The following is a 17,202-nucleotide window of genomic DNA, read 5'->3' as shown; positions in this document are numbered from 1 at the left end:
CGGGTAACTACTGGGCTATTATAGCGCCCTACAGCGGTTGCTTCAGGCCGCTTGTGCCGACCCGGTGCGGCGGCGGATGCCACCCACACCCAGGAGGCCACCGAGGATCAGCAGAGCGGTGCCCATCAGCGCCAGGGTACCCGGCTCCGGCACCGCGAAGCGCAGGCTGCCATCGTGGGTGGACTGGGTCTCGCTGAACAGGGTCTGGCCCTCCCGCTCGTCGCCGAACGCGTCGCTATTAGCGTCATCGCCGAAGAAGGTCTCGGGCGGCGGCTCCTGGATAGTACCGGCGCTGGCGAAGGCGCTGACGATGAAGGTGGGCGCCCCCTCGTCATCCTCGATCAGATCGGCGAAGTCCTCGCCATCGCTGGTGAACCAGAAGCCCGGCAACACGTCAATCACCTGGAACTCGAAGGTGAATGTCCCCTCGACAAAATCCCCAGCCGGACCGCCTTCGAATTCGAGGATACTGTCACCCTGCACCAACGCCATCTCCATGACCTGCTCGCCCCCCGAGAAGTGGGCGGCGGCCCCGTCATAGTCCTGGCCATACCCGGGGTTGAGGTCCGCGACGAACAACTGGAAGTTGTTGGGACCCACCGAGGTGTAGTCGGCGGTCACCACCCAATCACCGGCGGCATTGGCACCCGCCGAGGTAATCACCCCGCGGAGCTCATCCCATAGCAGCCCCATGGAGTAGGTAATGCCCAAAAAGTCTCCTCCGGGCTCTTGAACGGCGGAACCACCGCCCGAGGTCCGGTACGCAGAGGCATCGCCATAACCGCGGTCGAAGAATACATCCCCAACTTGGACGGGGTTCAGCGGATCCTGCACATATTGAAAGGTCTGGGTATTCAAGTCGAACTGGATACGCCGAACATCGCTAACCCCGCCGCTGAAATCCGCCGTGGCATCCAGGTCGATATCAAAGTCGATGATCTCCGCCGCCGATGCAGCGCCCGCGCCGAAGGCGAAGGTGCCCGCGCAAAGCGAAGCGAGCATGAGTCTTTTTGTGTTCATGAGCCTCTCCTGATGATCAATGTAGTGCGATGAACCCATCGCGGGTTCGGCCCTAAGGCCGGCAAACCACCTCTTGTCGTTCACTAGAAGCAGACACCATGCCAAGATGAACAATCATCCAGAAGCGCATCACAAGTGACTGAATTTATTGGCGACAAACGACCTTCCTGGAGATGCCACCCGGAATTAGGTCTGTCCCAGCGCATCCCTGACGGAGAAAGCACGGAGTCTGTAAAGCGGATTGACAGCGAATCGGGGGAGATTCCGGGGGCAACGGGGCCTGCAGCACAGAGGCCCAGGAAAATCTCGACAAACCAGTCGGTTATCGATCACCCATCGCTGTAAAGCCGGCCGACAACCCCCACTGGCTTCATTCTTTCAACCGTTGGACCCGGCTCAGCAGCACCAGCACTGCCGGCAGCACCAGCAGGTCGTACACCAGCGCCGCTGCCAGCCCGAAGGCCGTGAGCAGGCCGAAGCTCTGGGTGGGCTGGAAGTCCGACAGGGCCACCAGCAGGAACTGGGCGATCAACACCAGGGTGGTGGCCGTCACCGCCCGCCCGCTCTGGCGGAAGCTGCGGGCCACCGCCCAGGCCGCCGGGCTGCCGGCGCGCCGGCGGCGCAGGTAAGCATGGAGGATGTGGATGGTGTCGTCCACGGCGATCCCCACCGCGACACTGGCGATCATGGCGGTGGCCATGTCCAGCCAGATACCCAGCAGACCCATCAGCGAGAAGATGAGCACGATGGGGGTGAGGTTGGGCACCATACTGACGGCGGCCACGGAGACGGACCGCCACATCAGGAGCATCAGCACGGCGAGCAGCGCCACCACGACCATCAAGCTGTGCAACTGCCCCTGGATCAGCAGCCGCTCCTGATCCGCGAACAGCCGGCCCATACCGGCGATATCCCACGCCAGATCGGCCGGCGGTTCGGCCTCCAGGTGGCCCCGCAGGTCAGCCATCAGGGTATTGAGTTCCTGGGCACCGGTGGCGTTGAGGTTGAGCAACAGCCGGCTGCGGGTGAAGTCGCGGTCCACCACGTCCCACAGGTCCTGGCCGTCGTAGATGAACAGGTACTGGGCGACCAGCGGTTCGTTGTCGGGCACGGCGCGGTAGTCCGGGTCCTCCTCGTTGAAGGCCCAGTGCATCTCCGCCACCAGATCCGGCAGCGACAGGCTGTAATCCACCTCCGGGCGGGCATCCAGCCAGGCCTGCACCGCGTGGATGGCCTGCAGCCGCTCCGGCGCCATCAGGCTGTCCCAGTCGGGGCCGTCGAAGACCACCTCCATGGCCATCACCCCGGCGAGGCGCTCCTCCACCTGGCGGGTGGCGCGGGTGATCTCGTGGCCCTCGTCGAAGAAGGCGTAAAGATCGGTTTCCACCTCCACGTGGCGGATCTGCGGGATGGCGACAGCGAAGACCAGCACCGCCGCGGCCACCACCCAGCCGGCCCGGCGTACCGCCAGGTGCGCGGCCAGCCGCAGGAAGCCGTCGAGCCGGCGCATGCCCCGCTGCTGCCGCACCCAGGGGCCGCGATCATACCGGGCCAGGATCGGCGGCAGCAGCCCGAGTACGCAGGCGGCGGCCACCAGCACCCCAAAGGCGGAGACCTGGCCGAAGGCCTCGATGGGGCGGATGGGGCTGACGCTGAGCGAGGCCAGGCCGGCGGCGGTGGTCAGGGCCATGAACAGGGTGGGCCGGGCCACGGCCTGCAAGGCCGCCTCCACCCGGGCGCGGCCGGTGTAACCGCGCTGGGCGGCGTGCAGCACGGCGTTGAAGTAATGCATCATCATCGCCACCGTCAGCGCGGTGAGCAGCGGCGGCATGATGGCGGTGATCAGGGTGAAGGGCTTGCCGGTGACTACCAGCAGGGTAAGCGCCGAGCCGGTGACGGCGCTGATGGTGGCCGCGGCCAGCCCCACCACCAGCCAGCGCCGGAACAACCACCAGAGCAGCAGCAGGCCGATGCCCATGGTGCCGGGCACCAGCAGGGCCAGGTCGCCGATCATGGCCCGGAGTTGGGCCACGTCCAGCGCCACATGGCCGGCGATGGCGGTCAGCTCCGCGCTCAGGCCGTGGGCCTTGATGGCGCGGCGCAGCGACTGCTCCAGCTCCAGGCGCTGCAGGCTGTCCTCCAGCACGTGGGGGCGGACCACCAGGGCCGTGGCCTCCCCGTCGTGGGCGACAATCAGGCCGGGGGCAAAGGTGTCGCCCAGCGCCCGCGCGCGCCAGCCCGCGGGGTCGAACCGGTCCAGCGCGGAGGCGTCCACCAGCGGTTCCACGGCAAAGCCGTCCGCCGTGGCGCGGATGTGGTCGGTGCTGGTCAGGCCGAGCACCCGCTCCACCCGCTCCTTGCCCTCCAGGGCCTCGGCGAGGGCGTGCAGCCGGCCAAGGAAATCCGCCTCGAACAGGTGCTCCCCCTCGAACAGCGCCACCAGCACCTGATCCTGGGGGAATTCCTCCCGCAGCTCGTTGTCCAGCACCACTGCCGGGGCGTCCAGCGGGAAATAGGCCTCCGGCGCGTTGTCCAGGTTGACCTGCAGCAGCATCGGCCCCGGCCCCAGCACCAGCAGCGCGAGCACGGCCAGGGCAAGACGGGGGCGGTCCAGCAGCCAGCGCATCAGAACTGTCCCCGCCAGCCCAGCACCAGCATGCGGTTGTCCCGGTAAAACCCGCCAGCGGTGTCATCACGCCCGTCCAACCAGTGCAGGCCGGCGTAGAACTCGTGGGGTTCGAAGCCGATCCAGGCCAGTTCCGGGTTCAGATAGACATCGCGGCGGTCGAGCCCCGCGGAGAAGCGCACCCGGGCCCGCCACTGGTGGTCGGCGAAGGGGTTTTCCAGTTCGCCGGTCAGGTAGTAGGCCTCGCGCGCCTCCAGCACCCCCCCGGCACCGTCCAGGTGCTGCCCGGCCACCTGCAGGGTGGTGCGGAAGTCGCGATCCCCGGGAAAGCCCTCCACGCCCAGCACCCAGTCAAAACCCGCCACCGTCCGCTGGCGCAGGTCATCGGCCCGGGTGACCGGCACGTCACTGAGCCAGGCGGCCTCGGCACGCAGGGTCCAGGCGCCCAGTTCCGTGGCCAGGTCGCCGCCCACCACCCAGGTGCGCGGGTGCTCGGCATGCAACGTGGGCCGATCCGGCGGCGGGCCCGCGCCCAGCAGGGCGGCGCGGGTGGCGTCGTCCACCCGGTAGTGGGGCTGGGAGTGGCGCGCACGCTGGAGGGTGAGGGCGAAGTCCGCACCGGCGCCGCCGCGGCTAAGGCGCACCCCGCCCCCGCCATCGCCATCGCCGGAGACATCGTCGTCGATGCGGGCGTCACGGATGAAGGGTGCCAGGGCGGGGTCCGCCGGGAGGCCGAAGAGCCGGCCACGCTCGCGGTCCACCGGATGCCAGACGCTGTCCCGGTCGGGCAGCTCCGCGGGGCGGAAGAGCGGCAGGAACAGCAGGTCCACCGCCCAGCCGGCCTGGTAGAACTCCAGGCGGACAGCGGGATTGGTCCGTCGCCGGTCCACCATCTCGTCCAGCGCAAAGCGGGTGAGGTCCTTGGTGCTCAGGCGGTCGGTGGGCGGGATCTCATCCACCCGCCCCCAGAGTACCCGCTGGGTCCCGACGGTGAGCCGCCAATCGCGGCCCCGGTAACGCAGCCAGTTCTCGGCGTAGTCGGCGTCCAACCGCGAGACGCCGGAGCGCTCGCCCCCGCCCTGCCAGTGGCCGTCCAGGCGGGCGCCCAGGCGCAGCTCCCAGTCTCCGGCCAGCGTGCGGCCGGCGCGGAACTCGGCCCGACCGTGGTGGCTGAAATCGGCGGTGCGCCGGTTGGCGGCCAGTTGGCCCAGCTCCAGCAGGCCGCGCTCGATGCGGGTGTCCCAGGGGGAGGGCATCTCGGCGGCCTCCGCCTCCGGCGGTTCCGGCTCGTCCGGGTCCGGCTCGCCGAAGATCAGCACGTCCTCTGCGGCGGCGGGGGCCGTCAGTAGCACGGCCAACAGCAGCGCCAGGATGACACAGGACAACACGAAGCCGGTCCAATGCGTGCGCTCGCGCTCAGGGGCGATAGTCACGCTCCAGAGTCGGGTCGGAGAGGGCCCGGCTGGTGAACAGGTCACGGGGCAGTCCCTGGTCATACACCACTTCCTCGACTTCCAGTGTGGTTTCCCGGCCGCGGCGCAGGTCGGCCATGGTGCTGCGCATCACTGTCCAGTACCCCTGAATCCGCTCGATGCGATCCACCGTCAGGCGCTTCACCGGCTCCTCGCCGGACTGGTAGAAGTCGATGCGCAGCGGGATCAGGGTATCGGGATGCACCCAGCTCAGCCGCTTGCTATAGACCGAATTATCGGGGTCGACAGGGACGCTCGCCAGCAGCTTGACCTCCACCCCCTGGTAGTGGTCCTCCCCCAGAAGACGGTGGGTGTCCTCGTGGGGCTCGCGGTCCTCCAGGTCCTCGAACCAGAGCTCCGACTGCACGAAGCTGCCGCCCCGGTTCTCGCTGCTAATCCGGCGCACCCGCTGGGCCGCCGGCAGAAACAGCCACTGGTCGCTGGCGTCGTCCGGCCGGTTGTGGACCAGCAACCCGGTATCCGCGATGTTGGCGGGGTGGGTGAACCGGATGAGGTTCCAGCTCTCGCCGTCGTCGCCGTCCAGGCGGTATTCATAACTCTCACGCACCCGCTCACGCCGGCCCTCGCCGCCGAGCACCATGCGGCCGCGGGTGACTGCGTCGTCGCCATCCGGCCGGTCATAGACCGCCTGGGCCAGGGCCCGGCCCGCCTCCTCGTCGGCAGCTACCGGCCCGGCCAGGGCCAGGATCAAAACGCCACCGGCGAGAAACCGGCCACGCCACCATTCGCTCATCGTGCACCTCCAGTCTGCGCCGGCCGCTGGGCCGTGCGCAGTTTCGCCAGTCGCCGCCGGGCGATGGCCATCAGCAGCCGTTGCAAGGGGTTGCGGTTGCCCCCGGGGCGCCAGGTGTGAGCCAGGCGCTGCCGGTAGGCGTCAAAGTGCATCCCCCGGGGGGCCCAGACCACCCGCCCGCGACCCAGCAGGATCTTGAGCACCTCGGTGCCCATGATGCCGGCACACAGGTCGCAGGCCATCGGGGTGGAAGGCCCTCGCTGGGCGCCCAGATCCACCGCCGCCGCATCGGCCAGGTAGCCCATGTGCAGCATGGCCGGGGCCAGGCCCATCATGAAGCGCAGCGCCAGGTCCTCATCGGAGAGCCCGTCGCGCAGGTCGAAATAGGCGTCGAAGCTCATGCCCTGCGGGTCGAAGTTAAGCAACGCCCCGCCCATGCCCAGGGGGGCCACCGTGACGGCGGGGATACCCCGGCGGGCCACCTCTGCGAACACCTGCCGGCGGGCCTCGAAGGCGAAAAAATCCAGGCCGTCCACGTAGACATCGACCCCGTCCAGGAAGTCTGCCAGGTTCCCCCGGCCCACGCCCTCGGGAAACAGGGTCAGGTCCAGTTCGGGGTTGATGTCGCGGGCCATCTCCGCCAGGACCTCGACCTTGGGCTGGCCCAACCGGCTCATGCAGGCCCCGGCCTGACGGTTCATGTTGTGCAACTCGAAGTGGTCGAAGTCGGAGATGTGAAAGGCGCCGACACCCAGGCGCGCCAGTGTGAGCAGATGGGCTCCGCCGACGCCACCCAGGCCGGCGATAGCCACCCGCGCCCGCCTCAGGCGCTGCAGCTCCTCTTCGGTCACCCAGCCCACGTTGCGGGTGAAGGCGGTCCGGTAATCAAACCCTGCCATCGCTGGCTCCCTGCATCCGGGAAGCGGTGAAGAAACCATCGTTGCGAGCGCACCCACCTTCGTCATCGCGAGGGCCGGAGGCCTTCCCCCGTCATCGCGAGGGCCGAAGGCCCGTGGCGATCCAAGCGGCGCCTGGACTGCCGCGTCGCTTCGCTCCTCGCAGTGACGTTGGGGGCGCCATCCCCGTCATCGCGAGGGCCGCAGGCCTCCTCTCCGTCATCGCGAGGGCCGGAGGCCCGTGGCGATCCATGCGGCGCCTGGACTGCCGCGTCGCTTCGCTCCTCGCAGTGACGGTGGGGGCGCCATCCCTGTCATCGCGAGGGCCGCAGGCCTCCTCTCCGTCATCGCGAGGGCCGGAGGCCCGTGGCGATCCATGCGGCGCCTGGACTGCCGCGTCGCTTCGCTCCTCGCAGTGACGGTGGGGGCGCCATCCCCGTCATCGCGAGCGCCGGAGGCCTCCTCTCCGTCATCGCGAGGGCCGGAGGCCTTCCCCCGTCATCGCGAGGGCCGAAGGCCCGTGGCGATCCATGCGGCGCCTGGACTGCCGCGTCGCTTCGCTCCTCGCAGTGACGGTGGGGGCGCCATCCCCGTCATCGCGAGGGCCGGAGGCCCGCGGCGATCCAGAGCGGTAGACTGCCACGTCGGCTTCGCCTCCTCGCAGTGACGTAGGGGGCGAGCCCGACTCCCTAGGCCGTGGTCGTGGCGTAGAAGCCCTCCCCAAGTTGTTCCAGCGCCCGCTGGTAGAGGCGGTTCAGCATCGCGGACTGTTTCAGTTCGCGTACAGCGTTGTCCCGATGAATATAGAAGGCCGCACGCAGCCCATGGTAGTCCAGCACATCACCCACCTGCACGAACACCAATCCGCTGCGGCTCAACAGGCGTGCCAGCCGGGGCTCCATCATGGCGAATACATGGTGCTTACCGGTCAACCCGGTCAGGGCGGTGGCGGCCATGAACAGGCTCACCGCCATCAAGGGAAAGGTCCGGTAATGCTCTGCCGGGATTTCCAGGCCGTCCACGTCACCCAACGGGGTCTTCGACTCACCGCGCCGACGGCGGAACACCCCATGCACCGCCAGCCGGGAAACCTCGCAAACGTGTTCGCGCTCCAACAGATCGGGCCGGAGTTCCGGGTGAAAGAAGCTCTCCCCGCAGTGCTTCTCGATGGGCAGGGCGGCACCCGGTGCCCCGGCGTCGGCGGGCACCACCCGCACACAGCCGGCGGCCCGTCCCGTGCCACGGTGGCGGAGCAGCCCGTGCCATGAGAGGGCATCGAACTCATCCTGCTCCAGCCCCCCGGGGCAGTCCTCCTCCCGCTCGAAGCCGAACTCACGGCAATAGACGTCATAGCGCAGCCGGTGAATCTCCTCCTGCTCATCACCGCGGGCCAGCGAGTAGTCAAAGTAGGCTTCAAAGGCCTCGGCCAAAGGCGCATCAGACATGGTTCGCTCCTGTCGGGGAGGTCATCGGCCAACCCCGGTCTCGCTCAAGCCATACGGACGGCCCATGACTCGCCCGCTCCCAAAAACCCGGCCGCCTCGGGCCTCGCCACGTGCTCGGCATAACTCAGGTATGGGGTCGCCGGGACCGGGCCGGGTAAACGACCACGCCAGACGCGCAGCCCCGCGCCCAGGTCGGTGGTGGAAACCCGACAGGGCAACCGGACCCCGCGGTGATCCACCGGGGGCGCAAAAACCTGAAGGGGTAACCCCTGGCCGCGCACGAACCGGGCCAGGGCGGGCGTGACCATGAAGTAGAGCTCCTCAAACCCGTGTTGCATGGCATAGGCCCAAGCGGCACGGCACAGGAGGTAGATCATCACCGGCGAGCGGCCACCCCGGGCCTCGGGCCGGAGCAGCAGGCGGGAGACCTCCAGGATCGAGCGGTGACGGCCATCCAAGCCACCAGCCGCTACCCCATCAGGGCAGAGCACCCCCTTCATCGGTAATGCCAGGGGCGCGGGGCGGACCAGCCGCATGGCGCCGACCCAGGGTGTAGCAACCCGAGATGCCGGGTCCGGTGGGCCGACGAGGAAATGGACGGACTGGGTATCGTGGGCATCCCGTTCGAGCCCCTCCGGATGTTGCTCCGGCGGCTCAAAGCGATACTCCTGGCAGAAGACCTGATGGCGCAGCCGGAAGTGGTCACGCCGGGGTGCGGCGCAATCCGCCAGAACCACCTGGTGTGTGAAATTGTTCATCGCATCTGGTTCACCGGTTCGACCCAAGGCCAGAAGGGCGTCGTCGGCGGACCGCAAGTCCGGTGACCCTCCCCCCTGCATCGGCCGCAAGCGCAGCCAGAGTGCTAAGACTATACGGTTAGTCCCTGCGATAAAACGACTAAAAACAGGGGCATCTTTAGCACGACGTGGCATGTACCCCCCGGCATCAGGCAGGGTCCTTACCACTTTCCGCACATTCAACACCCGTCCACACCCCTATCCCGCCAACCCGCGCGCAGTCACGCCGCCCGCTGTACCGGCTCAAAACGCAGCCCCGCGCTGCAGGCATTGGCGTGTACCACCTTGGCCGGCTGCACCTCGCCATCCGGCATGGCCACCCGCACCTGTGTGCCCACACCAAGGTCCGTCGCGAAGGCGGTCACACGGGCGCCGCCGGCCGACAGGTCCACCAGACGGCAGGCCACCGTGTGCTCCCCGATCCACACCAGGCTCGGCTCATCCACCACTCGGCGCTGATACCGCCGCCTTTCCTCGCCCGCCGCTTCACCGGCCTCGTTCCCGCCACGACCATGCTTCCACCAGAGCCGGGCCGCCTGGCAATGGGCCTCGTCGGCGGACTGGGCGTAGATTTCGGCCTGGGCATCCGACGTCACCGGCGGATCGCCCAATCGATGGATGGCGGCGGCCACGAAATGAAGGGAGACCTGACGGAAGGTGCGCTCATCCTCGAGATCCTTATACAACTGCTCGTGGATCCGGTTCATGAGCTCCAGCCGACCCGCCCAGTCGCGTTCCACCAGCGCTGAGGCCCAAAAATCGGCCAGTTCTTCAGCCAGTTCTTCTACGTTCATTCCATCCCCTTGCCCGAGACGAGCGGCTGGCTTCGAGTATTTTTCATGCAATCCAGCAATATTCAGACCGGGATCGATAAATCGTTGTTACTAGTTCGATAATCTGGCACTCTCGCTGTTCCGACCCCCACCCCGCTGCCTACGGTTGTAAAGGATGTCGACACCGCATGCGTGGAGACCGGGGGCCGGGCGCCCGGCGCACCACGCCCCCCCTTAAAGGGCCCGCTGAATCCGCCGGGCAGACTGCTATTTTTGTGCTTGAATAAGTGACAGGCGTCGTCCCCGTCGGGACGGACTGGTTCCAACGTAGTGCCGCGCCGGCCCAATAGCCGGCAGGGGTCTGAGCAGCAATGGAAAAGATTTATCAGGAGGTCCTTCAGCAGGCGCGCGCCACCTGGCGCAAGCGTTGGTGGATCATCCCAATCGCGTGGCTGATCTGTCTGACGGGGTGGGCCTATATCCAGACCATCCCGGACACTTACCAGTCGTCGGCCCGCGTCTACGTCAACACCCAGTCGGTGCTCGACCCCCTGCTTCGGGGTATGACCGTGCGGCCCGACACCGAGCAGCGGTTGCGGATGATGACCCGCACCCTGCTCAGCCGCGACAACCTGGAGCGCATCGCCGAGGCCAGCGACCTTGGCGTGCTCACCGGCAGCGACAACATCGACAGCCAAGTGGGTGTCCTGCGCTCCCGACTCTCACTGGACGGCGGGCAGCGCGACAACATTTACAACATCTCCTTCCGCCACGGCGACCCGGAGGTGGCCCACCGCGTCGTTCAGGAGACAGTCAATCTCTTCATGGAACGCGGCCTGGGCGACTCCCGGCTGGACCTGACCAGCTCCCGGCAGTTCATCGAGCGCCAGCTGGAGAACTACGAGCGGCAACTGGAGGAGAAAGAGGCTGAGATCGAGCAGTTCAAGCGCGATAACGCGGCCTATCTGAGCGCCGGCGGCAGCTTCTACAACCGCCTGGAGCAGGCCAAGGAGCGTCTGGAGCAAGCCCGGCTGGAACACCGGGAGGTACAGCGCCGGGTGAACACCTTTGCCCAACGCATCCGCGAGGGCGGCACGTCGGCTGACGGCCTGGGGTACGAGAACCCTGAGCTGAAACAGCGCATCAGCCGCCTTGAGAGCGAGCTGGACACCCTGCGCCAGCGGTATACCGACGAGCACCCCGATGTGAAGTCGGCCCGCCGGGTGCTGGACGAGTTGCGCACCCAGATGGCCGAGGAGGCGGAGCAGTTCGCGGCCTCCGGCGCCGACGGCCTAGACGGCGCCAGCCAGTCCCAGCATCCGCTGCAGATGGCCCTGGCCGAGGCGCAGAGTCGCGCGGCGGCGCTGGAGACACGGGTCGAGGAGTTCGAGGACCGGGTCGCCCGCCTGGAGGCGCAGGTGGACCGGGTGCCGGCGGTGGAATCCGAATTCACGTCGTTGACCCGCAATTACGACGTACTGAAGAACAGCTACCGCCAGCTGCTCAGCACCCGGGAGCGGGCGATCATGTCCGGAGAGGTGGAGACGCAGACCGACTCGGTGGACTTCCGCGTGCTCGAGCCGCCGCGTCTGCCCAGCAACCCGGCCTCACCCAACCGGCCGGCACTGGCCAGCATGGTGCTCATCCTGGGGCTGGGTGCCGGCGGCGGTTTTGCCTTCCTGCTGGCGCAGCTGCGCGGCACCGTGAACAGCAACAGTCAACTGGCCGAACTGACCGGGCGCCCGGTGCTGGGGCAGGTCTCCCGCGTGCGGACCCCGATCCGCCGCCGGCGGCGCATGCTGGAGCTGTTGGTCTTCGCCACCGCCACCGGCAGCCTGCTGGTCGCGTTCTTCGTGGTGGTCGGCGTTTACTTCTCCGGTTAGAGGTCTGCCAAGACGTGAGTATCATCGAAAAGGCACTGAACAAAAGCCGCACCGCCCGCGAGCAGCATAAGGAAGGGCAAGGGACGGCGACGTCCGCCGCGCCGGAGGTTGCCGATGCGCCTCTGGGGTCCGGGGAGTCCGTAGGCGCGACCAGCGACCCCGCCCCGCAACCGCAACTAAAGGCGGCGGCTAAGGCCCCGCCACCGGTGGAGCGATCCCAGCAGGTCGAGATCGACTTCGCCTGGCTGCGCAAGCAGGGCATCATCGTGCCCAACGAGCGGCGTTCGGGCTTGGCCGAGGAGTTCCGCATGATGAAGCGGCCGATCCTCGACAACGCCTTCGGCCGCAGCAACGCCATGCGCGTGCCCAAGGGTCGCCTGGTGATGGTGACCAGCTCGCTGCCCCGTGAGGGCAAGACGTTCACCACGGTGAACCTAGCCCTGAGTATGGCCATGGAGGTCGACCGCACGGTGCTGCTGGTTGATGCGGACGTGGCCCGTCCGGCCGTCCCCCACACCCTGGGTTTTCAGAGCGACCGGGGCCTGATGGATGTCCTGACCGAGCCCGACATCGAGATCCCCGATGTGCTGCTGCGCACCAGCATCCCCAATCTCAGCGTGCTGCCCGCCGGGCGTCCCCACGGCCGCTCCACCGAGCTGTTGGCCAGCGAGGCGATGATGCAGATCCTGGACGAACTGCACGACCGCTACGACGACCGCATCATCCTGTTCGACTCTCCACCGCTGCTGGCCACCAGTGAGCCCGGGGTGCTGGCCGGCCACATGGGCCAGATCATCATGGTGGTGGAGGCGGAGCACACGCCCAGGACTTCCCTGGAGCGCGCCATGGAGCAACTGCAGCACTGCGACGTAGTGCTGACCACCTTAAACAAGGCCACCCGCCTCCCGGGTCTGGGCGGCTATGGCGGTTACTATTCCCAGGGCTACGGGAAGGGGCCTTATGGCGAGTAGGGAAAGGATAGCGTCAGCCGGCGTCGCCCGGCGGGCATGCGGAAACCCCACTCTGGTGGCGCTGGGCCTGGTCATCGCCGGGCTCGCCCTGCCGACGACGGCGACGGCCAATTGGACGTTCACCCCGAGGGTGAGCGTGACCGGCGAGCTGACGGACAACGCCACCCTGGCGCCGCGGGGCAGCGAGGAGTGGGACTTCATCACCAGCGTCAACCCCGGTTTCAGCCTGCGCCGGGATGACGGCCGGCTCCAGGCGTCGATCAACTATTCGATGAACAACCGCTTCTACGCCCGCGAGACCGGCCAGGACCGCACCAGCCACCGGCTGGCCGGGACTGGCACCGCGGAAGTGATCCGCGAGACCTTCTTTATCGAGGCCACCGCCCTGCGCACCGAACAGGCCGACTCTCTGCTCGGTCCGGTGGGCGTGGGCGGTTCCACGCCCCGGGAGAACCTCCGCGAGACCACTCGCTACAGCATCAGCCCCTACCTGATCACCCGCTACGGGCGGTTCGCCACCCAGCAGTTGCGCTACCGCTTCAGCGAGGTGCTCAACCACCGCAGCACCCAGGGCGACAGCCACACCCACGCGACCAGCTATCAGCTGAACAGCGGCCCGGCCTTCAACCGCCCTTTCTGGCAACTGGCTGCGGATTACCGGGAGGAGCGGTTCGACAACGCGCCCACCGGCGAGTTCGGCTCGGTGTCCGGCACCGCGGGGTACCAATTCAGCCGCTTTTTCAGCAGTTACGTCCAGGTGGGCCGGGATTACAACAACTTCGAGACCCTGCGGGACGACGAGGACGACACCTTCTGGGAGGTGGGGGCCACCTGGACACCCACACGGGCCACCAGCGTCCAGGCCAGTTACGGCGAACGCTATTTCGGCAAGAACCGCGCCATTAGCGCCCGACACGCCAGCCGGCGCGCCAGCTACCGGCTCAGTTATAGCGAGCGCATCACCTCCACCCAGCGGACCACGCAGTTCTTCCGGGAGGACTTGTTGCTCCAGGAGATCATCGATCTCATCGGCGAAGGCGGCATCTTCGACGACGAGGGCAACCTCAACATCCCTATCGACAACATCGACGACTACATCGACGAGGCCCGGGTACAGAGCTTTTTCTTCGTGCAGAGCTGGCGCGGCGCCTGGCAGTACCAGACCGGTCGCAGCACCTTCCGGCTGAGCGGCTTCCACACCCGGCGTGAGTCCGAGACGGACATCAGCGGCCAGCCGGGCGGTCTGTTTGAATCCGACCGCCAGACCCGGGGCGGCAACGCGAGCTGGACCTGGGCACTCGGCCCCAGGACCAACACCACCCTGAGCGCCCGGTTCTCGCGCTCCGATTTCGCCGATGAGCGCCAGGACGACCTGTGGGGGCTGCGCGCCGCCATCTCCCGGCAGCTGACCCCGGACGCCCGCGCGACCCTGAGCTACCGCCATCAGCAACGGGAGTCGTCCGAGCGGGCGGCGGAGTATCGCGAGAACGCGCTGCTCGCCACCTTCACCAAGGAATTCTGAGGCATGTACGAGGATTTCTACGGACTGCAGGCCCGGCCGTTCGCCCTCAGCCCCGACCCCCGGTTCTTCTACGGCAGCAAGGGGCACCGCCGGGCCATGGCCTACCTGGAGTACGGCGTGCAGTTGGAGGAGGGCTTCATCGTCATCACCGGCGAGGTGGGCGCGGGCAAGACCACCCTGGTGCGCAACCTCTTCCAGAGCCTCTCCGGCAAGCCGCTGGTGGCCGCCCAACTCGTGAGCACCCAGCTGGACGCCGACAACCTGCTCCGCTCGGTCTGCCTGGCCTACGGGCTGGAGGACGCCCCGGCGGACAAGGCCGGTCAGTTGCGACGGCTGGAGCAGTTCCTGCTGCGGACCCGGGCGCGCGGACAGCGGGCCCTGCTGGTAGTGGACGAGGCCCAGAACCTGGGCAACGACGCGGTGGAGGAGTTGCGCATGCTCTCCAACTTCCAGGGCGAGGACGGCCCGCTGCTACAAAGCTTCCTACTCGGGCAGCCGGAGTTCCGGGGCATCCTGCGCAGCGAGAACATGCAGCAGCTTCGCCAGCGTGTGATCGCCACCTACCACCTCGGCCCCATGGACGAGGTGGACACCCGCGCCTACGTGGAGCACCGCCTGGCGCAGGTGGGGTGGACCGACAACCCCCGCTTCGAGGAGGCCATCTGGCCGCTCATCCATCATTATTCCGGCGGCATCCCACGGCGGGTCAACACCTTCTGCGACCGGCTGTTCCTGATGGGCTTCCTGGAGGAGCGCCACACCTTGGGGCCGGAGCAGGCCGAGACGGTGATCAATGAGTTGGAGGATGACCTGGGGGGTGGAACGGCACCGGCCCCTGCGCCGAAGAACCGGAACGGGCAGGATGCCGGGGGCCTGAATGGCCTGGAGCTGCCCGGGCTCGATGACGCCGACGAGGCGCTCTACCAGATGGACAAGCGCCTGCACCGCATCGAGCGCTACTTGGTCTATAACTTCAAGCTCACGCGCCAGATCCTCGCCGCCATGCGCGAGGCGCCAAACCACAACCCGGACGAGCAGCACCATGACGACTAGGCAGGGACAAGGCCGCCAGGTCAGCGACATGCAGGGGGTGGTGAACGCCCTCACCGTGGACGTGGAGGACTACTTCCAGGTCTCGGCGCTGGCGCCGCACATCCCGCGCGAGAGCTGGTCGCACCGCGCCTGCCGGGTGGAACGCAATCTCGATCGGATCCTGGCTCTGTTCGAGCGCCGGGATGCCCGGGCCACCTTCTTCACCCTGGGCTGGATCGCCGAGCGCTACCCGGCGGCGGTGCGCCGCATCGTCGAGTGCGGCCACGAGCTGGCCAGCCACGGCTACGGCCATGAACGGGTCAGTGACCTGGGCCCGGCCCAGTTCCATGCCGACATCACCCGCGCCAAGGCCTTGCTGGAGGACATCGGCGGGGTCGCCGTCAAGGGCTATCGCGCCCCCAGCTTCTCCATCGGCCGGAGCAACCTCTGGGCCCTGGAGGTGCTGGCGGAGACCGGGCACCGCTACAGCTCCAGCATCTACCCGGTGCGCCACGACCACTACGGCATGCCGGAGGCACCGCGCCACCCGCACCGCCCCACCGGGCGCGGCGGTATCCTGGAGCTGCCCCCCGCCACCCTGGCACTGGCCGGGCGCAATCTTCCGGCCGCGGGCGGCGGCTACTTCCGGCTGCTGCCCTACGCGGCCTCCCGCGGCGCGCTGAACCGCATCAACCGCGTCGAGGGCCAGCCGGCGGTCTTCTACTTCCACCCTTGGGAGATCGACCCCGGCCAGCCCCGGATCCCGGGCATCGGCCTGAAGACCCGCTTTCGCCACTACCTCAATCTGCACCGCATGGAGGCGCGGCTGGAGCGGTTGCTGCACGACTTCCGCTGGGACCGGATGGACCAGGTCTACGCCAGTGCCCTTGCCGGCGAACCACAGCAGGCCACGCCGCCAGCCGCCGCGCCTGAACTCGCTTGACGGAGCCGCACCCCATGGCGCCCGACACCCTGCAAGGCACGACGGTACAGGTTTGCACCCTCACCCCGGAGGCGATCCCACGCTGGGACGCCTACGTGACCGCCTGCCCGGAGGCCACCTTTTTCCACCGCGCTGGCTGGGCGGAGGTGATCCGGCGCGCCTTCGGCCACCCCACGCTGTTCCTGTTCGCCGAGCGCGAGGGGCAAATCGTCGGGGTGCTGCCCCTGGCCCGGGTGAAGAGCCTGCTCTTCGGCCACTCGCTGGTCTCGCTGCCCTTCTGTGTCTACGGCGGCATCGTCGCCGACGACCCCGGTGCGGCCCGGGCCCTGGACGAGGCCGCCCGCGCCGAGGCGGCCGACCAGGGGGTCGACCACCTGGAATACCGGCACCGCCGTCCCTACCACCCGGACTGGCCGACCAAGGACCTGTACGTCACCTTCCGCAAGCCCATCGAGCCGGAGGTGGAGGCCAACATGAACGCCATCCCCCGCAAGCAGCGGCGGATGGTGCGCAAGGGCATCAAGGCCGGGCTGACCAGCGAGGTGGATACCGACGAGACCCGTTTCTTCCCCGTCTACGCCGGCAACGTGCACCGCATGGGGACCCCGGTCTTCAGCCGCCGCTACTTCCGCATCCTGAAGGCGGTCTTCGGCGACGACTGTGAATACCTCACGGTCACCCGCGACGGCCAGCCGGTGGCCAGCGTGCTCAGCTTCTACTTCCGCGACGAGGTGCTGCCCTACTACGGCGGCGGCACCCCGCTCGCCCGCGAGGTGGCCGGCTACGACTTCATGTACTGGGAGTTGATGCGCCGGGGTTGCGAGGCCGGCTACCGGCTGTTCGACTTCGGCCGCAGCAAGCGCGGGACCGGCTCCTTCAGCTTCAAGAAGAACTGGGGGTTCGAGCCCGAGCCGCTCCACTACGAGTTTGAGCTCCACCGGGGCGATGCCGTGCCGGACAACAACCCGCTTAACCCCAAGTACCAGCGGCTGATCCGCTGGTGGCAGCGCCTGCCGCTGCCGGTGGCCAACGCCATCGGCCCCTACGTGGTCCGCAACCTGGGGTAAG

The 17,202-nt window shown here is 67.9% G+C and carries 14 protein-coding genes; 6 read left to right on the top strand and 8 right to left on the bottom strand.

Translation table 11 applies throughout. The annotated features are described in order from the left end of the window. Positions 1–42: 42 nt before the first annotated feature. The 8 genes from MLG_RS00765 to MLG_RS00730 all read right to left on the bottom strand — a co-directional run bounded on the left by MLG_RS00765 (position 43) and on the right by MLG_RS00730 (position 9,804). The gene (locus tag MLG_RS00765) at positions 43–1,020 is read right to left on the bottom strand and encodes a hypothetical protein (RefSeq protein WP_011627906.1); all 978 of its coding nucleotides are present in this window, start codon (positions 1,018–1,020) and stop codon (positions 43–45) included. A 370-nt stretch (positions 1,021–1,390) separates the two neighbouring features. Next, entirely contained in the window at positions 1,391–3,646 is a 2,256-nt protein-coding gene (locus tag MLG_RS00760) for an efflux RND transporter permease subunit (RefSeq protein WP_011627905.1), read from the bottom strand. Next, positions 3,646–4,998 (bottom strand): hypothetical protein, encoded by a 1,353-nt coding sequence (locus MLG_RS00755; RefSeq protein ID WP_408626114.1) that lies wholly within the window; start codon positions 4,996–4,998, stop codon positions 3,646–3,648. The genes MLG_RS00760 and MLG_RS00755 overlap by 1 nt, the downstream gene beginning before the upstream one ends. 64 nt (positions 4,999–5,062) lie before the next feature. Next, the gene (locus MLG_RS00750; RefSeq protein ID WP_011627903.1) at positions 5,063–5,872 is read right to left on the bottom strand and encodes an outer membrane lipoprotein-sorting protein; all 810 of its coding nucleotides are present in this window, start codon (positions 5,870–5,872) and stop codon (positions 5,063–5,065) included. After that, the gene (locus MLG_RS00745) at positions 5,869–6,771 is read right to left on the bottom strand and encodes a ThiF family adenylyltransferase (protein WP_011627902.1); all 903 of its coding nucleotides are present in this window, start codon (positions 6,769–6,771) and stop codon (positions 5,869–5,871) included. The genes MLG_RS00750 and MLG_RS00745 overlap by 4 nt, the downstream gene beginning before the upstream one ends. A gap of 686 nt (positions 6,772–7,457) precedes the next feature. Then, positions 7,458–8,213 carry a PEP-CTERM/exosortase system-associated acyltransferase gene (locus tag MLG_RS00740; protein WP_011627901.1) on the bottom strand — a complete coding sequence of 252 codons (756 nt, stop codon included), beginning with the start codon at positions 8,211–8,213 and terminating at the stop codon, positions 7,458–7,460. Positions 8,214–8,257: 44 nt separating this feature from the next. After that, on the bottom strand, positions 8,258–8,971 hold the full coding sequence (locus tag MLG_RS15015) for an acyl-homoserine-lactone synthase (protein WP_198003236.1): 714 nt from the start codon (positions 8,969–8,971) through the stop codon (positions 8,258–8,260). 260 nt (positions 8,972–9,231) lie between these two features. Continuing rightward, the gene (locus MLG_RS00730) at positions 9,232–9,804 is read right to left on the bottom strand and encodes a PilZ domain-containing protein (protein ID WP_011627899.1); all 573 of its coding nucleotides are present in this window, start codon (positions 9,802–9,804) and stop codon (positions 9,232–9,234) included. Positions 9,805–10,154: 350 nt separating this feature from the next. Here MLG_RS00730 and MLG_RS00725 point away from each other — a divergent pair, with 350 nt between their 5' ends. From MLG_RS00725 to MLG_RS00700, 6 genes are read left to right on the top strand one after another with little or no spacing between them, the layout of a single operon-like run. Next, entirely contained in the window at positions 10,155–11,666 is a 1,512-nt protein-coding gene (locus MLG_RS00725; RefSeq protein WP_011627898.1) for an XrtA system polysaccharide chain length determinant, read from the top strand. A gap of 14 nt (positions 11,667–11,680) precedes the next feature. Continuing rightward, positions 11,681–12,637, top strand: a complete 957-nt coding sequence (locus MLG_RS00720; protein ID WP_011627897.1) for an XrtA-associated tyrosine autokinase — start codon at positions 11,681–11,683, stop codon at positions 12,635–12,637. Beyond that, positions 12,627–14,159, top strand: a complete 1,533-nt coding sequence (locus MLG_RS00715) for a TIGR03016 family PEP-CTERM system-associated outer membrane protein (RefSeq protein WP_011627896.1) — start codon at positions 12,627–12,629, stop codon at positions 14,157–14,159. The genes MLG_RS00720 and MLG_RS00715 overlap by 11 nt, the downstream gene beginning before the upstream one ends. A 3-nt stretch (positions 14,160–14,162) precedes the next feature. Then, positions 14,163–15,212, top strand: coding sequence for an XrtA/PEP-CTERM system-associated ATPase (locus tag MLG_RS00710; RefSeq protein WP_011627895.1), 1,050 nt, complete (start codon positions 14,163–14,165; stop codon positions 15,210–15,212). Next, the gene (locus MLG_RS00705; protein WP_011627894.1) at positions 15,202–16,134 is read left to right on the top strand and encodes an XrtA system polysaccharide deacetylase; all 933 of its coding nucleotides are present in this window, start codon (positions 15,202–15,204) and stop codon (positions 16,132–16,134) included. Before MLG_RS00710 ends, MLG_RS00705 begins: the two co-directional genes overlap by 11 nt. 14 nt (positions 16,135–16,148) lie before the next feature. Then, positions 16,149–17,201: a FemAB family XrtA/PEP-CTERM system-associated protein gene (locus MLG_RS00700; protein WP_011627893.1), complete on the top strand. Its 1,053-nt coding sequence runs from the start codon at positions 16,149–16,151 to the stop codon at positions 17,199–17,201. Position 17,202: the final 1 nt, after the last annotated feature.

Origin of the sequence: Alkalilimnicola ehrlichii MLHE-1 (assembly GCF_000014785.1) — a bacterium.
Classification (GTDB): domain Bacteria; phylum Pseudomonadota; class Gammaproteobacteria; order Nitrococcales; family Halorhodospiraceae; genus Alkalilimnicola; species Alkalilimnicola ehrlichii.
The sequence above is the reverse complement of the archived record's forward strand: the minus strand, read 5'-3'. Positions and strand labels throughout refer to the sequence as shown.

Excerpts from the sequence above, each read along its gene's own strand:
- MLG_RS00765 (WP_011627906.1), bottom strand. The coding sequence starts at position 1,020 with ATGAACACAAAAAGACTCATGCTCGCTTCGCTTTGCGCGGGCACCTTC.
- MLG_RS00760 (WP_011627905.1), bottom strand. The coding sequence starts at position 3,646 with ATGCGCTGGCTGCTGGACCGCCCCCGTCTTGCCCTGGCCGTGCTCGCG.
- MLG_RS00750 (WP_011627903.1), bottom strand. The coding sequence starts at position 5,872 with ATGAGCGAATGGTGGCGTGGCCGGTTTCTCGCCGGTGGCGTTTTGATC.
- MLG_RS00745 (WP_011627902.1), bottom strand. The coding sequence starts at position 6,771 with ATGGCAGGGTTTGATTACCGGACCGCCTTCACCCGCAACGTGGGCTGG.
- MLG_RS00740 (WP_011627901.1), bottom strand. The coding sequence starts at position 8,213 with ATGTCTGATGCGCCTTTGGCCGAGGCCTTTGAAGCCTACTTTGACTAC.
- MLG_RS15015 (WP_198003236.1), bottom strand. The coding sequence starts at position 8,971 with ATGAACAATTTCACACACCAGGTGGTTCTGGCGGATTGCGCCGCACCC.
- MLG_RS00730 (WP_011627899.1), bottom strand. The coding sequence starts at position 9,804 with ATGAACGTAGAAGAACTGGCTGAAGAACTGGCCGATTTTTGGGCCTCA.
- MLG_RS00725 (WP_011627898.1), top strand. The coding sequence starts at position 10,155 with ATGGAAAAGATTTATCAGGAGGTCCTTCAGCAGGCGCGCGCCACCTGG.
- MLG_RS00715 (WP_011627896.1), top strand. The coding sequence starts at position 12,627 with ATGGCGAGTAGGGAAAGGATAGCGTCAGCCGGCGTCGCCCGGCGGGCA.
- MLG_RS00710 (WP_011627895.1), top strand. The coding sequence starts at position 14,163 with ATGTACGAGGATTTCTACGGACTGCAGGCCCGGCCGTTCGCCCTCAGC.
- MLG_RS00705 (WP_011627894.1), top strand. The coding sequence starts at position 15,202 with ATGACGACTAGGCAGGGACAAGGCCGCCAGGTCAGCGACATGCAGGGG.
- MLG_RS00700 (WP_011627893.1), top strand. The coding sequence starts at position 16,149 with ATGGCGCCCGACACCCTGCAAGGCACGACGGTACAGGTTTGCACCCTC.